This window comes from Marinobacterium lacunae, from assembly GCF_000705555.1.
GTDB lineage: Bacteria > Pseudomonadota > Gammaproteobacteria > Pseudomonadales > Balneatricaceae > Marinobacterium_D > Marinobacterium_D lacunae.
In genome coordinates this window covers 436,046-450,521 of the sequence record NZ_JMQN01000015.1, presented here as the reverse complement: position 1 = coordinate 450,521, position 14,476 = coordinate 436,046, and the positions used below count along the sequence as shown (strand labels likewise).

17 protein-coding genes are annotated in these 14,476 nt (G+C 53.7%); all 17 read right to left on the bottom strand.

Annotated elements, in window-relative coordinates; all coding sequences use genetic code 11:
* Positions 1-168: 168 nt before the first annotated feature.
* Positions 169-1,605, bottom strand: a complete 1,437-nt coding sequence (gene der / locus ADIMK_RS06665; RefSeq protein ID WP_036185198.1) for a ribosome biogenesis GTPase Der — start codon at positions 1,603-1,605, stop codon at positions 169-171.
* Positions 1,606-1,679: 74 nt separating this feature from the next.
* Positions 1,680-2,825 carry an outer membrane protein assembly factor BamB gene (gene bamB / locus ADIMK_RS06660; protein WP_036185196.1) on the bottom strand — a complete coding sequence of 382 codons (1,146 nt, stop codon included), beginning with the start codon at positions 2,823-2,825 and terminating at the stop codon, positions 1,680-1,682.
* Entirely contained in the window at positions 2,822-3,481 is a 660-nt protein-coding gene (locus tag ADIMK_RS06655; protein WP_051692578.1) for a YfgM family protein, read from the bottom strand. The genes bamB and ADIMK_RS06655 overlap by 4 nt, the downstream gene beginning before the upstream one ends.
* 8 nt (positions 3,482-3,489) lie before the next feature.
* Positions 3,490-4,749: a histidine--tRNA ligase gene (gene hisS, locus ADIMK_RS06650; RefSeq protein ID WP_438267741.1), complete on the bottom strand. Its 1,260-nt coding sequence runs from the start codon at positions 4,747-4,749 to the stop codon at positions 3,490-3,492.
* A gap of 56 nt (positions 4,750-4,805) precedes the next feature.
* Positions 4,806-5,789 carry a RodZ domain-containing protein gene (locus ADIMK_RS06645; protein WP_036185189.1) on the bottom strand — a complete coding sequence of 328 codons (984 nt, stop codon included), beginning with the start codon at positions 5,787-5,789 and terminating at the stop codon, positions 4,806-4,808.
* Positions 5,786-6,562: a type IV pilus biogenesis/stability protein PilW gene (pilW, locus tag ADIMK_RS06640; RefSeq protein ID WP_051692573.1), complete on the bottom strand. Its 777-nt coding sequence runs from the start codon at positions 6,560-6,562 to the stop codon at positions 5,786-5,788. The genes ADIMK_RS06645 and pilW overlap by 4 nt, the downstream gene beginning before the upstream one ends.
* Before the next feature lie 11 nt (positions 6,563-6,573).
* On the bottom strand, positions 6,574-7,710 hold the full coding sequence (gene rlmN / locus ADIMK_RS06635) for a dual-specificity RNA methyltransferase RlmN (protein WP_036185179.1): 1,137 nt from the start codon (positions 7,708-7,710) through the stop codon (positions 6,574-6,576).
* Positions 7,711-7,764: 54 nt separating this feature from the next.
* Positions 7,765-8,172, bottom strand: a complete 408-nt coding sequence (gene ndk, locus ADIMK_RS06630) for a nucleoside-diphosphate kinase (protein WP_036185177.1) — start codon at positions 8,170-8,172, stop codon at positions 7,765-7,767.
* A 168-nt stretch (positions 8,173-8,340) separates the two neighbouring features.
* Positions 8,341-8,685: a YMGG-like glycine zipper-containing protein gene (locus ADIMK_RS06625; RefSeq protein ID WP_036185175.1), complete on the bottom strand. Its 345-nt coding sequence runs from the start codon at positions 8,683-8,685 to the stop codon at positions 8,341-8,343.
* Positions 8,686-8,960: 275 nt separating this feature from the next.
* The gene (iscX, locus tag ADIMK_RS06620) at positions 8,961-9,161 is read right to left on the bottom strand and encodes a Fe-S cluster assembly protein IscX (RefSeq protein ID WP_036185173.1); all 201 of its coding nucleotides are present in this window, start codon (positions 9,159-9,161) and stop codon (positions 8,961-8,963) included.
* A gap of 14 nt (positions 9,162-9,175) precedes the next feature.
* Positions 9,176-9,514, bottom strand: coding sequence for an ISC system 2Fe-2S type ferredoxin (fdx, locus tag ADIMK_RS06615; protein WP_036185161.1), 339 nt, complete (start codon positions 9,512-9,514; stop codon positions 9,176-9,178).
* On the bottom strand, positions 9,514-11,394 hold the full coding sequence (gene hscA / locus ADIMK_RS06610) for a Fe-S protein assembly chaperone HscA (RefSeq protein ID WP_036185151.1): 1,881 nt from the start codon (positions 11,392-11,394) through the stop codon (positions 9,514-9,516). Before hscA ends, fdx begins: the two co-directional genes overlap by 1 nt.
* 11 nt (positions 11,395-11,405) lie before the next feature.
* Positions 11,406-11,936 (bottom strand): Fe-S protein assembly co-chaperone HscB, encoded by a 531-nt coding sequence (gene hscB, locus ADIMK_RS06605; RefSeq protein WP_051692570.1) that lies wholly within the window; start codon positions 11,934-11,936, stop codon positions 11,406-11,408.
* Between the two features lie 29 nt (positions 11,937-11,965).
* Positions 11,966-12,289, bottom strand: coding sequence for an iron-sulfur cluster assembly protein IscA (gene iscA, locus ADIMK_RS06600; RefSeq protein WP_036185148.1), 324 nt, complete (start codon positions 12,287-12,289; stop codon positions 11,966-11,968).
* Between the two features lie 42 nt (positions 12,290-12,331).
* A complete protein-coding gene (gene iscU / locus ADIMK_RS06595; protein WP_036185146.1) occupies positions 12,332-12,712 on the bottom strand; it encodes a Fe-S cluster assembly scaffold IscU in 381 nt (126 codons plus the stop codon).
* A 37-nt stretch (positions 12,713-12,749) separates the two neighbouring features.
* Positions 12,750-13,964 (bottom strand): IscS subfamily cysteine desulfurase, encoded by a 1,215-nt coding sequence (locus tag ADIMK_RS06590; protein WP_036185144.1) that lies wholly within the window; start codon positions 13,962-13,964, stop codon positions 12,750-12,752.
* A 25-nt stretch (positions 13,965-13,989) separates the two neighbouring features.
* Positions 13,990-14,475 carry a Fe-S cluster assembly transcriptional regulator IscR gene (gene iscR / locus ADIMK_RS06585; RefSeq protein WP_036185142.1) on the bottom strand — a complete coding sequence of 162 codons (486 nt, stop codon included), beginning with the start codon at positions 14,473-14,475 and terminating at the stop codon, positions 13,990-13,992.
* Position 14,476 lies beyond the last annotated feature (1 nt).

The following is a 14,476-nucleotide window of genomic DNA, read 5'->3' as shown; positions in this document are numbered from 1 at the left end:
AGGCGCATATCTTACCGCCTCAAACCTCAGTGTCAACCTTTATTTTCGCTTTAGTTTCGAAGACTTAACTTCAAAACAGTCGCACGGTTCAGCGCTGAAGTGGAGGCGTATTCTACTGACAAAACGAATGCTGTCAACGCCTATTTTCGAAAAGCCTTAAAAAATAGATCAACCTTTTTTAGCACGCTTCTTCTGGCGCTGCTTAATCTCTTTTACATGTTGCCTCTGTCGTTCCTTCTTGGCCAACTGGCGAGGCGTCAAGGTATTCTTCTTGCCCGCGAACGGGTTGTCACCGGTACGGAATTCGAATCGCATCGGTGTCCCTTTCACCTTAAGCAATTTAATAAAGCGATTCTCCAGATATCGCTTATACGCACCCGGCAATGAATCCGTCTGATTGCCATGAACAACAATTACCGGCGGGTTTGACCCCCCTTGATGCGCATACCGCAGCTTGATCCGGCGATTGTGAACTGTAGGTGGCTGATGATCGGCAACTACATCTTCCAGCAATCGCGTTAGCTGGTTGGTCGACCATTTCGCCATTGCACATCGATATGCCTCATTAATCGAACCATAAAGATCGCCGACACCCGAACCATGTAATGCGGATATGAAATGAAAACGCGCAAAAGCCGCAAAGGCGAGGCGACGCTCAACCTGAGTTTTAACCCCTTCCTTTTGCTCCTGCGTCATGCCATCCCACTTGTTAAGCGCCACCACAAGAGCGCGCCCGGAATCGATAACGAACCCCAACATATGAAGGTCCTGCTCGGTCACCCCCTCACGCGCATCGATAACGGCAACAACGACATTGGAATCTTTAATCGCCTGTAACGTCTTGACGATAGAAAATTTCTCTACCGCCTCTTTGATATGCTTTCGACGTCGAACACCCGCCGTATCGATCAGCGTATAGTCTTGGCCATCGCGTTCGTACGGGATATATATACTGTCACGTGTTGTGCCCGCCTGATCGTATACCACCACGCGATCTTCACCGAGCATGCGATTGACCAGCGTAGACTTGCCAACGTTGGGACGACCGACAATGGCAATTCTGACACTATCATCGTACACCTTGTCCGCCGCTTCCTGCTCGTCGGGCTCTTCGATACCAAGCTCATCGAGCGCGTAGTCAATCAGAGCCGTTACCCCCCGCCCATGTGACGCAGCAATGGTCAACGGTTCACCCATACCCAGCGCAAAGAAGTCAGAGCGCGCAACATCGGGGTCCAGGCCATCGACCTTATTTACAACCAGGTGGCAAACCTTTCGCTGACGGCGTAGATGGTCAGCAATCATTTCGTCTGCGGGATTAATACCTGCTCGGGCATCGACCAGAAACAAGACGACATCAGCCTCATCAATGGCCAGCAAGGACTGCTCTGCCATGGCTTTGTCTATGCCTGCTTCATCGCCCGAGATACCGCCGGTATCAATGACCAGATAATCTCGAGTACCGAGCTTACCCTCGCCATATTTGCGATCACGGGTAAGGCCCGGGAGATCCGCAACCAACGCATCACGTGAACGTGTCAGGCGATTAAAAAGAGTGGATTTACCGACATTGGGTCGACCGACCAGCGCTATCACCGGAAGCATATACATCACCAAAATGCAGCACGGCGGCGATCCACTTCACGCAGAGCGCCGCCGCCAATGCAGAAAAAATAAAATCAGTTCAGAGTCAGAGCAGAGAGCTTGCCATCATTACTGAACACGTAGAGCGTATCATCGACGACCACCGGATCACTGAAGACACCAGAGGAGTCAAAATTATATCGCGCCACAAAATGCCCATCGATCTGCGACATAAAATGCAGATACCCCTGAGCATCTCCGACAACTAGCGTATCACCCAGCGAAACAGGGGATGTGAGTCCGCGATAACGTAATGCATCCTGATGCCAGACACTGGCGCTGCTACCAGCGTCAAAAGCTCCGATCTCATCATCGGCAGACACGGCATAAACATTACCAAAACCCGCCGCCAAGCCACGATAGGTTGAAAAATCCTGCGCCCATATAACCTGTGCGCCACGTGGGTTAAGCGCCAGCAAACGGCCCTGATAACTTCCGACAAATACAATGCCGTTAAAGATCAAGGGCCTACCATCAATATCGACGATACGCTCCAACTCCGAGCGCCCTTCAGCCAAAGCGACGCGCTGTTCCCACAAAGCACTGCCCGATCTGTTATCAATCGCCACTAACTTGCCATTGGCAAATCCGGTCAACGTCACGTTGGATGTCAGCACCGGCGCACTGGTACCACGTAAACTAAGCTGCGGAATCTGGCTATCAAACGTCCAGCGATGTTCACCCGTCACCCTATCGTACGCAGCCACCTGACCATTGATAACCTGAACAACAACCAAATCCGCATTCACCTGAGGCTGTGCCACAACCTCAGAAGCAGCACGCGCACGCCACAGTTCCTCGCCGGTTTCAGCATTAAGCGCTACAACATCGCCATCTTCGGATGCCACAACCACTGTGCCATAACCAGCCCCAATACCACCGGAGAGCACCAAATCCAGATCCGACTCCCAGACCTTACGCCCATCCACCCTAGAGAGAGCGACCACCTCGCCCCGACTATCCGCCGCATATACATTAACGTCGCCTACAGCCGGCACGAACTGGTGGTACATCGTACCGGGCCCGGAGCCAATCTGAGCACTCCAAGCAACATCGACCTGCTTTTCAGCCGAAAAATCGACCAATTTGCTAGGCTCTACTTCGGACTCTCCACCCCAAAAACCGCACCCAGAAAGCAACGCGGTTGCAATCAGTAGCGGGATCGCACCTGGGAACTTCATGACTCATCTCCCTGGGCCAGATCATCCCTCTTCATCTGCAAAACAGCCTTCGCCTGCGGCGTGGCTACCGACAGCGCACTATCATAGGCCTTGCGCGCCTGGGCAACATCACCCAGCGCTACAAAAGCATCGCCCAACAGCTCTTCATAAGCGGCTGTGAAATACGTTGCATTAGCCGACTTCAGCAGGTCTCGCGCCGCAGCCGCATCCCCTTGCGCAAGCTTAATACGCGCAATCCGAAGCTGAGCCAACTGTTTCATTTCAGGCTCTTGCGCATTCTCCTCCGCCCAGACCAATTCCGACAGAGCCTTATCTAAATCACTCGCATCGACATTAACCTTCGCCATCAACAACGCTCCCAACACAGCATATCCGCTGCTGGAGTAGTCATTTTTCAGCGTCTCAGACAAATGCTCTGCCGTAGCTCGCTGAGCACCCGCATCTGGAGCAGAACGCAACGCCAAAGCAGAGTCTACGAGCTCTTGATAGGTAATCGAAGCGTTTGTCGCCTGAGCATCCTGGCGTTTCTGCCAACCCTGCCACCCAAACACAGCCGCCACAGCAACCGCGATCGCCAGCAACAGAGAACGGCCGTTCTCTTTCCACCAGTTTTTAATTGCTTCGATCTGTTCTTCTTCCGTACGCAATTCAGCCACGACCGTTTTCACTCCTGCTCTGCAGCGTAGATAGCGACCAGCTCACCGGCCAGCGCTGCACCATTAACCTGTTTCTGTTCCACCGACTCACGCAATGGCTTTAACGTCACGACACCTGAGCGACGCTCATCCTCGCCCATAAGCAAAGCGTAACGCGCCCCACTTCTATCAGCCTTTTTCATCTGACTTTTGAAGCTTCCGCCACCACAGTGCAATTGGATTCTTAGCCCCGTTTCATCTCGCAGACACTCGGTGATTGCAACCATCTTTTCAAGCGATTCATCATCCATAGCAATCGCATATACATCTACATTCTGATGCACACGATCCGGCACCGCCTGCAAGGTTTCAAGCAGCAAGACCAAGCGCTCAACTCCCATCGCGAAACCGACCGCCGGTGTCGCCCGGCCACCCAATTGCTCAACCAGACCATCATAGCGGCCGCCGGCACAGACCGTACCCTGCGCACCCAGCTGATCAGTTATCCATTCAAATACGGTTTTACCGTAGTAATCGAGCCCTCTAACAAGTCGCGCATTGATCTCATAGTCAATACCCACGCTATCGAGTAATGCGCACAAGTGGTCGAAGTGCTCACGCGACTCATCATCGATGTAATCGTGAAAATGAGGCGCCTCATTTAGCAGCACCTGAGTAGAGGCGTCCTTGCTGTCGAGGATACGCAAGGGGTTGGTCGTGAGACGCCGCTGACTGTCAGCATCAAGCTTATCGACATGATCACTGAGGTACGAAACAAGGTCATCGCGGAAGCGAGCTCGCGCCTGCGCACTGCCCAGCGTATTGAGATGGAGCTTGACCGCTTTATCAAGCCCCAGGCTACGCCAAAGCCTCGCAGTCATCATAATCAACTCAGCATCAATATCCGGCCCTTGCATGCCGAATGTTTCGACCCCGATTTGATGAAACTGACGATAACGCCCCTTCTGTGGACGCTCATGCCGGAACATCGGGCCCATATACCACAGACGCTGAACCTGATTGAAGATCAATCCATGCTCTTCACAGGCACGCACGCAACTTGCCGTCCCTTCTGGCCTGAGGGTCAAGCTGTCGCCGTTTCTATCCTCGAAAGTGTACATCTCCTTTTCAACAATATCGGTAACCTCACCGATGGATCGCTTGAAAAGGTCGGTTTGCTCAACGATCGGCATGCGCAGCTCACTATAGCCGTAGCTGCCCAACACACGCTTAACCTCGGTTTCCAGGTACTGCCACACCGGTGTCTGGTCCGGCAGTATATCGTTCATGCCCCTGATGGCTTTGATCTTCGCCAAGATTCCACTTTCCCGTAATACAGATAAAATTAACGTTGTGACGCCGGGAGCGTCAGGCGGGCGACATTTTTATTGCTAACGCCACTAATATCAACAGGCTCACCAGCATATTCGATGCGGCTTACAGCACTTGCCCGACCGATTACAACCGCAAGCGGCTCTGCCCCCTTAAGATCCAGAGACTGCCCTCCCTTGGCAATCCCGTTGAACAGGGAACGTCCGTTTGCATCTTTCACACTGAGCCAACTATCCTCCGCCAGAGACAAACTCAACCCCTCGGCGCCCAGGCCCCCCGCGAAGCTCTCGGTTTCAGAGTCAGACACGACACCATCAGCCCCAGCGGCCTCAACGCCAGTATCCTCACCCGCCCCAGGAGTCGCGCCCCCTTCCTGCAAAGCCGCCACCTCTTCTTGATCCATGTCCCTGGATTCAACATCTTCCGTCGCCTGTGCCGAGCTTGCCACTTCGGGAAGGGCTGAATTCAGATCATCCTCTTGCGATGGCAGACCATCATCAAGAGGCGGCAATACAAGGGTATTTCCGTCAGCCGTATCCACTGTAACCGGCGCATCATGTTCCGGTGCGATGACTGCATCGATGGAGTATTGCGTCTGCCACCACCAAACTACCGTTCCGACAATCGCCAACAGAAACACAAACGTACCGAATCGCATCAAGGAGCGACTCTGTCTGGCCGGACTTGTCGACACGGTTCCCACCATGCGTACAGTACTGCGGGTGTCCGTCGTACCCAAAAGCCGATCGTACAGAGCGACGTAGCGATCGGGATCAAGCTTCAAACGTCGAGCATAGGTGCGTATGTACCCACGCACGAAAACCGGTCCACCCAACTTTTCTAACTGTCCATTCTCGATCGACTCAAGCGTTCTAACCGGCAGTCTCAATTCACGGGTCAACTGCTCGAAGCTCAACCCAAGCGCATGGCGTGCATCAGCGAAATCACCGCCCGGGAAGGATTGAGCACCGCCGATGTTTTCCTCTTCACTGCTCACTGCGCAGACTCCTTGTACAACTGATATTCAGCGGATTCTGGGAACATGTTCTTAAGCAACAGGGCGTAGGTAGCCGCCCGGCCCGAATTCTTTTCAAAACGCGCAACGCGAACGCCAACCCATAGACTCAAAGCAAAATGATCAATCTGCTTGGCGTCAACATACTCTCTAAACTGATCAAACAGCACCGCCGCTCCGGCCTTATCTCCTTTCGCCAACAGGATGTCAGCCAGTTCGATCATCGCGATCGGACGTTGTCGCGATAGCGTCAGCGCTCTATTGAACGCATGCTCGGCAATGTCCAAGCGACCAATCTTTCGGTAGCAGCGTCCCATATTCTCGAACGCCTGCGCGCGTGCCTGATAGAAAGGATCCTCGGTTGCACGTGTTAGTTCCTGACACGCCTCTTCGTAACGCTGCTGGGAAAACAGGAAAGCACCGAAGTTGTTATGAATCATCGCAGATTGGGGATCAGCGGCAACGGCCTTGCGAAAATAGCTTTCTGAAAGCGCCAAATCCTCTTCAGCCTGAAACACCAGTGCCAAAGCGTTAAATGCAGGAGCGTAATCAGCATCAATTTCCAGCGCACGCTGGAGCGGCCCTTTTGCACTGGCCGTATTACCTGCCCGCAGGTATTGAAGACCAAGACTGGTATACGATTCCAGAGCCGCCTGCGGGGATGAGTCAGGGGAGTTAAAGCGGTCGGAGGTCGTCGTACATGCTGAGACACCTAACGCTGCCCAAATCAGCAGCACAGCATGTAGTTTACGCATTCGATCCTCCCCTACAGAGCCTGACTCTTCCCCTGAACAGGCTCCTCTTGTACCACAGCGATATACTTTTGGCTACGCCGCGTACGGTCCTGCACCTGGCCGACCAACTGCCCACACGCCGCATCCACGTCATCACCCCGGGTTCGACGAACAGTCGTCAAAACATGACTGCTCAACATGATCTGCTTAAACGCCTGAATAGCCTCTTCCGTCGGGCGGCTGTATCCGGAGTTCGGAAATGGGTTAAAAGGAATAAGATTCAGCTTACAAGGCAGCTTGCGAAGCACTTTAACCAACTGACGGGCATGCTCAGGCTGATCGTTAACACCGGCGATGAGCGTATACTCAACCGTTACCACGCGCTTGTCATTGAGCCCCTCAAGATAGCGATTGCACGCCGCAATCAACTCGTCGATAGGATAACGACGGTTGATTGGCACCAGCTCATTGCGCAGCTCGTCGTTCGGCGCATGCAAGGATACCGCCAGGGAAACATCACTAACTTCTCTCAGACGGTCAAGTGCAGGAACCACACCCGAGGTGCTCAACGTGACTCGACGCTTGGAGAGACCATAAGCGTTGTCGTCCATCATCAATTCTGTGGCCGCAACAACGTTATCGAAATTCATTAACGGCTCCCCCATCCCCATGAACACCACGTTAGTCACGCGACGCTCACCTGAAGGATCAAAGGGTCCGAAAGAACGTATCGCCACCCGCAACTGTCCGATAATCTCGGCCGTGCTCAGATCGCGATTAAAGCCCTGCTTACCGGTAGAACAAAAACTGCAATCCAGCGAACATCCCACCTGTGACGAAACGCAAAGCGTTTTCCGATCACCATCGGGAATGAGTACCATCTCGATTGCCGAGCCACCATCCATTCTGATGACCCACTTGCGTGTACCATCCTTGGAAAACTTCTCAACGACGATTTCCGGTTCACGGATCTCGGCAACTTCCGCCAGTTTCGCACGCAGCGCCTTGCTGATATTGGTCATCTCATCAAAGCTGCTTGCACCCAACTGATGCATCCACTTCAACACCTGAGTGGCGCGAAAACGCTTCTCGCCGAGCTCTTCAAAAAATGATTCGAGCTGACGAGGAGATAGGCCGAGCAGGTTAACTTTAGCAGTGGATTCAGTCATGGGGTTCACTCTATTCGGTGTACAGGGGCCGCCGAACGGCAGCCCCGAATGGGATCACTTACCGAAGAAGTAGGCAATCTCGCGTTCAGCAGAAGCTGCGGAGTCAGAACCGTGCACAGCGTTGGCATCGATAGACTCGGCGAAGTCACGACGGATTGTACCTTCGGCCGCTTCTTTCGGGTTAGTAGCACCCATCAGCTCACGGTTCAGTGCAATAGCGTTTTCACCTTCAAGTACCTGAACCACAACCGGGCCAGAGGTCATGAAAGCAACGAGGTCTGCGAAGAAAGGACGCTCTTTGTGTTCAGCATAGAAACCTTCGGCTTCTGCCTGGCTCAGCGCTTTCATCTGCATCTCAACTACCTTCAGGCCCGCCTTTTCGAAGCGAGTCACGATTTCACCGATAACGTTTTTGGCAACGGCATCCGGTTTGATGATAGAGAGTGTACGTTCAGTAGCCATGTTAAACCTAATCCCAAAGTTGTAGGGTTATAAAAATGCAAGGCGCAGCATTATACGCGACTGCTCAAAGCCTGAACAGCAACAAGTGCGAATCTACGCCACGACACAACGCTTCGATAGCAATCACCAGTGGCGGAATGAGCAGTCGCTAAATTAAAGAGACGAGTATCAGCAACGCCCTTTCTTCGCCTGCCCAGGCGGACAAAATGAGTTGCGATGTCGATCATAGATATAGCGGTGCCCGTCACGAAAATAATACTCGCCACGCTGCTCGCGATACCCCTCACGATAATCATCTTTACGATGGTCTTCAGTGTTGATCGCAGTACCAAGGGCGGCACCCAGACCTGAACCAACAACAGCACCGTCGCGACCACCCAGCTCAGCACCGACAGCACCACCTAACGCGCCGCCGATCGCCCCACCGATGGCGGAATCGACTGTCAGATCACGCGCCATTGCCAGCCCCGGCAACAGCGACAACATCGCGATAGCGATTACGGATTTTCTCATAGCTCCCCCCCTGCTCTCCGGAGACCCGGCCGAACAGCTTGCAGTGTCCTCAACAGACATCCATCGCAACAATTGCAACGGATGGTGGTTATCACCCCCGCCATGCCTACCGCTCTAGCAGCAAGCTCTGACGAGGATATTCGAAAGATAATGGTGCGCGACCGGTGACCACCAAGACCAACCGAACCGCTACCCCACTCCCTTCGAGACACCCAAAAGACAACAAACCCGGCAATAAGTGCCGGGTTTAGGGTTAATCGAAGCCGGTCGGACTATCAGTCTCGCTCTTCGATCCAAGTCATCTGGATCGCTTCCAGAATCTTCTCACCGCAATGTGACGGATCGTCATCAAAGCCATCCAGATCCAACACCATCTGCATCAAATCCGGGAAATTGATTCGCAGAGGATCTAAATCCGGATACTTCTCGTCCAGCTCAAACACGATCTCCTGGACATCTACCCATTTAAGACTCACGGCGACACTCCTTCTCAGTGCTGTTCCGAGACCTGGTTGATGGTGTACTTCGGTATCTCGACGACCAAATCGTCTTCACTCACAACCGCCTGGCAACTGAGGCGTGATTCAGGCTCGAGCCCCCACGCCTTGTCCAGCATGTCATCCTCAAGCTCATCGGACTCATCCAGAGAGTCAAACCCTTCCCGTACGATCACGTGACAGGTAGTACATGCACAGGATTTTTCACAGGCATGCTCAATCTCGATACCGTTGGCAAGCGCGGCATCACAAATGGTCACACCCGGTTCGACCTGAATAACTTTGCCATCCGGACAAAGTTCCTCATGCGGCAGGAATATAATCTGCGGCATTATTTCGACTCCTTATCCAGCTCATCTATACGATGCCCTTTCAGCGCTCGTTGAATACCTTTATCCATACGCCGCGCCGCAAACTCATCACTCAACTTAGCCAGCGCCTGCACACCAGCCTCAATTGCCGCCGCCTCCGATCCGGAAGCGACACGGCGCAACTCAGCCACGGCATCCACTAACTCGTCACGCTCATCTACGTCGAGTAGCTCTCCATCCTGCGCGATAGCTGCCTCCAGCGCTGAAGCCAGACGTTCTGCCTCGACCTGTTGCTCACGCAACGCACGCGCCGCCATATCATCTTCGGCATGACTGAACGAGTCTTTCAACATGCCCGCGATTTCATCATCGCTCAAACCATAGGACGGCTTAACCTGGATACTACTTTCAACCCCGGTCGAGAGTTCTTGAGCTGCAACACTCAACAAACCGTCGGCGTCGATCTGGAAGGTCACCCGAATTTTGGCTGCACCAGCCGCCATTGGCGGAATGCCACGCAAAACAAAACGCGCCAAGGACCGGCAGTCCGACACCAGCTCACGCTCACCCTGCACCACATGGATTGCCATAGCGGTCTGACCATCCTGATAAGTCGTAAACTCCTGACCACGGGCGACAGGTATCGCGGTGTTTCGGTGGATAACTTTCTCCACCAGACCACCCATAGTCTCCAAACCCAAGGAGAGCGGAATAACATCCAACAGAAGCATCTCGCTGTCCGGTTTATTCCCAGCCAGCACATCCGCCTGCAATGCCGCCCCGATCGCAACAACCCGATCAGGGTCGATATCGATATGAGGCTCCCGCCCAAACAGGTCGCCCACTTTCTCACGCACCACAGGCACGCGGGTAGAGCCACCGACCATAACAACATCGCGAACTTCGTCGACAGAGACACCTGCATCCTTGAGCGTACGCCGGCACGCCCTTAGCGTCTTTTTCACCAGGGGTTCGATGACCGCATTGAACTGGTCTCGCGACACGCTCACTCTCGCCTCTTTACCGCCCAGACTGACTGATACTTCGGCGTGTGACTGACTACTCAGCGTCTCTTTCACCTGCCGCGCAAGCGCCGTTATATAACGCGCCTGATGAGCATCAAGTTCCAGCTCTATACCGGATTCTGCCAGCATCCAGCGCGCTAAGGCGTAATCAAAATCATCGCCGCCCAATGCACTGTCGCCACCGGTGGCGAGCACTTCAAACACACCACGACTTAGGCGTAACACCGAGATATCGAACGTGCCACCACCAAGGTCATACACGGCGATAACACCCTCTTCACCCTGATCAAGCCCGTAAGCTACAGCTGCCGCTGTCGGCTCATTCAGCAACCGCAGCACATGCAGCCCAGCCAACCGTGCCGCGTCTTTGGTAGCCTGACGCTGTGCATCATCAAAATAGGCCGGTACGGTTATAACCACACCTGTCAGATCGCCCTCAAGCGCCTGCTCGGCTCTTTCACGCAGAACGCGCAGGATATCAGCGGACACCTGCACCGGACTGCGCAATCCAGCCTGTGTTTCGATGAAGGGCATCCCCCCCTCACCCGGTGCAAACCGGTAGGGCATTTCGCCACCAAATGAGAGTACGTCCTCTACACCACGCCCCATCAGACGCTTGACCGACGCGATAGTGTTGTAGGGATCCTCTGCTGCATGCGACAAAGCCGAACGCCCTACATCAATGGAACCGTCTTCGGCGTAATGCACCACAGAGGGCAGCAGGTGATACCCCTCCATATCAGCCAGGGTTTGCGCTTCACCGCTGCGAACGGTAGCCGCCAGTGAATTGGTGGTGCCAAGATCGATCCCGACAGCCAGCTTGCGCTCATGCGGCGCAGCACTCTGCCCGGGCTCGGCGATTTGCAACAAAGCCATAGATATTCCGTTCAGTCGTCCAGCAAACGATCTTCAAGCTGCTCTATTTCACGCTGCAGTTTGGTTACGAATTGCAGCTTGCGCACAATTTTTTCCGCACCATCAAGATCGTTTTCAGAGTATAGAGAAACAAATTGAGCAAGCAGCTGACGCAGATTGTCATCAGCCAGACGCTGCATATCCTCGAGCTCAGATTCAGGGTCATCATGATCGACAGCCTCAGCAAGTCGCTCACGCAACTCCATCTGCTGCATGAGAAATCCGGGGTCCAACTGAGCACCAGACTCACCATGCGTATCGCGCCCGGCGAGCAAAAGAAGATACTGCGCTCGGCGCAGAGGGGACTTCAGCGTCGCGAACGCTTCATTCAAGTGGGCCGTATACTGAACGGCCAGCCGGCGCTCGCGATCCGAAAGATGTGCAAAACGATCAGGGTGCCACTGTTTCTGCAGCGCCCGATAGCGCTCACTGAGCAACGCCTGATCAACGTCGAAAGAGGGTTCTAGATCAAACAGCTCGAAATAGCTACGGGTCATATCCATGCGTCAGTACAACACCCTCTGTTACAGAATCAGACGTTAAAACTTTCGCCGCAACCGCACTCACTGCGCACATTCGGGTTATTGAACTTGAAGCCTTCATTCAAGCCTTCCTTGACAAAATCCAGCTCGGTTCCATCAAGGTAAACAAGGCTCTTGGGGTCGATGGCGACATGAACGGGACCAAACTCGAACACCTGATCATCGGATTCGATTTCATCAATGAATTCGAGCACGTAAGCCATACCCGAACATCCAGACGTACGAACGCCCACCCGGATCCCCTTACCGTGACCACGTTTTTCAAGATAGCGTGCGACATGATTGATCGCCGCTTCTGTCATATTGATCGCCATACAACCCTCAAACCTTCAACAACCCGACTCTTGCAGTAACAATCAGCCGCGCTTCTTGCGGTAATCTTCGATAGCCGCCTTGATCGCGTCTTCCGCCAGCACTGAGCAGTGGATCTTGACTGGAGGCAGCGCCAACTCTTCTGCAATCTGCGAGTTTTTCAGTTCAGCCGCCTGATCCAGCGTCATCCCTTTGACCCACTCAGTTACCAGTGAACTGGACGCGATTGCGGAGCCACACCCATACGTTTTGAATTTTGCATCCTCGATCACCCCCTCGTCATTGACGCGGATCTGAAGACGCATAACATCGCCACATGCTGGCGCGCCCACCATGCCGGTACCGACATGATCGTCGCCATCGTCCATTTTGCCGACGTTGCGCGGGTTTTCGTAATGATCAATAACCTGTTCGCTGTAAGCCATAACGACCTCCAAAAAACTAAATAATGCTCGCTTTGTATCAGTGGTGAGCCCACTGAACCTTGCTGAGGTCAACTCCATCCTTGTACATATCCCACAAGGGTGACAACTCACGCAGTTTTTCTACAGCTACCCGGATCTGCTGAACGGCGAAATCAACCTCTTCCTCGGTGGTAAAGCGTCCGAAGGAGAAACGGATAGAACTGTGAGCAAGCTCGTCATTGAGTCCCAAAGCACGCAATACATATGAGGGCTCAAGACTGGCGGATGTACAGGCAGAGCCAGAGGACACCGCAAGATCCTTGATAGACATCAGCAAGGATTCACCCTCGACAAACGCGAAACTGACATTGAGATTGCCGGCCACCCGCTGCTCGACGGAGCCATTGATATGCACCTCTTCCATGTCTTTTATCCCATTCCAGAAACGATCCCGGAGCACTTTAAGCTGCTCGACCTCTTCAGCCATCGATTCCTTAGCTATACGGGCCGCTTCGCCCATGCCCACGATCTGATGGGTCGGCAACGTACCCGAACGCATACCACGCTCATGACCGCCACCGTGCATCTGAGCCTCAAGACGGACACGCGGCTTACGACGCACATAAAGTGCACCGATACCTTTGGGCCCATACATCTTGTGACCGGAAAGGGAGATCAGATCGACCTTCATCTGCGCCATATCGATCGGCAGTTTCCCTGCACTCTGCGCAGCGTCGACATGAAACAGCACACCATGACTACGGGTCAATTCACCAATAGCCGCAATATCGGTAATGGTGCCTATCTCGTTATTCACATGCATCAAAGAGACCAGGATGGTGTCTTCACGCAGCGCATCCGCCACCATCTGCGGCGTAATGATGCCATCGCTGCCCGGCGTCAGGTACGTAACCTCAAACCCCTCACGCTCAAGCTGACGACAGGTATCCAGCACCGCCTTGTGTTCTATCTTCGACGTGATGATGTGCTTGCCCTTCTTGTTATAGAAGTGCGCAACACCCTTGATCGCGAGGTTATCCGACTCGGTCGCACCGGATGTCCACACAATCTCGCGAGGATCAGCATTCAGCAAGTCAGCCACCTGACGGCGCGCCGTTTCGACAGCCTCTTCCGCCTTCCATCCGAACTGGTGAGAACGGGACGCGGGGTTACCGAAGTTGCCATCCAGAGTCAGACAACTCATCATCTTTTCGGCAACGCGCGGGTCGACCGGCGTCGTAGCGGAATAATCGAGATAGATCGGCAATTTCATTTCAATCTCCAAAAAACTTGCTCTCTCAGGACGCCGAAGCAACGCTACTGGCAATCAACTTTTCGGGCTGAGCCATCGCACGCTGCTGACGCTCCGCGACTTCCTGAACATCATGCCTGTGCACCAAATCAGCCAGACTGATACCACTCAAGAAGCCATGAATCTGGTCACTCAGATCGCACCACAAATGATGCGTTAGACAGACATCGCCACCCTGACAATTCGCTGTCTTGTTACAGCCAGTGGCATCGACTGACTCATTGACCGCATCGATCACTTCAGCCACATTGATGGCGCCACGCTCACGTTTGAGCTGATAGCCGCCGCCCGGGCCACGAACACTGTGCACCAGCTCATTACGTCTGAGCTTGGCAAACAGCTGTTCCAAATAGGATAATGAGATACCCTGGCGTTCAGAAATATCGGCCAAGCTGATTGGCCCTTTCCCTTCATGCAGCGCCAGATCCAGCATAGCCGTTACGGCGTAGCGCCCTTTAGTCGTCAATCGCATA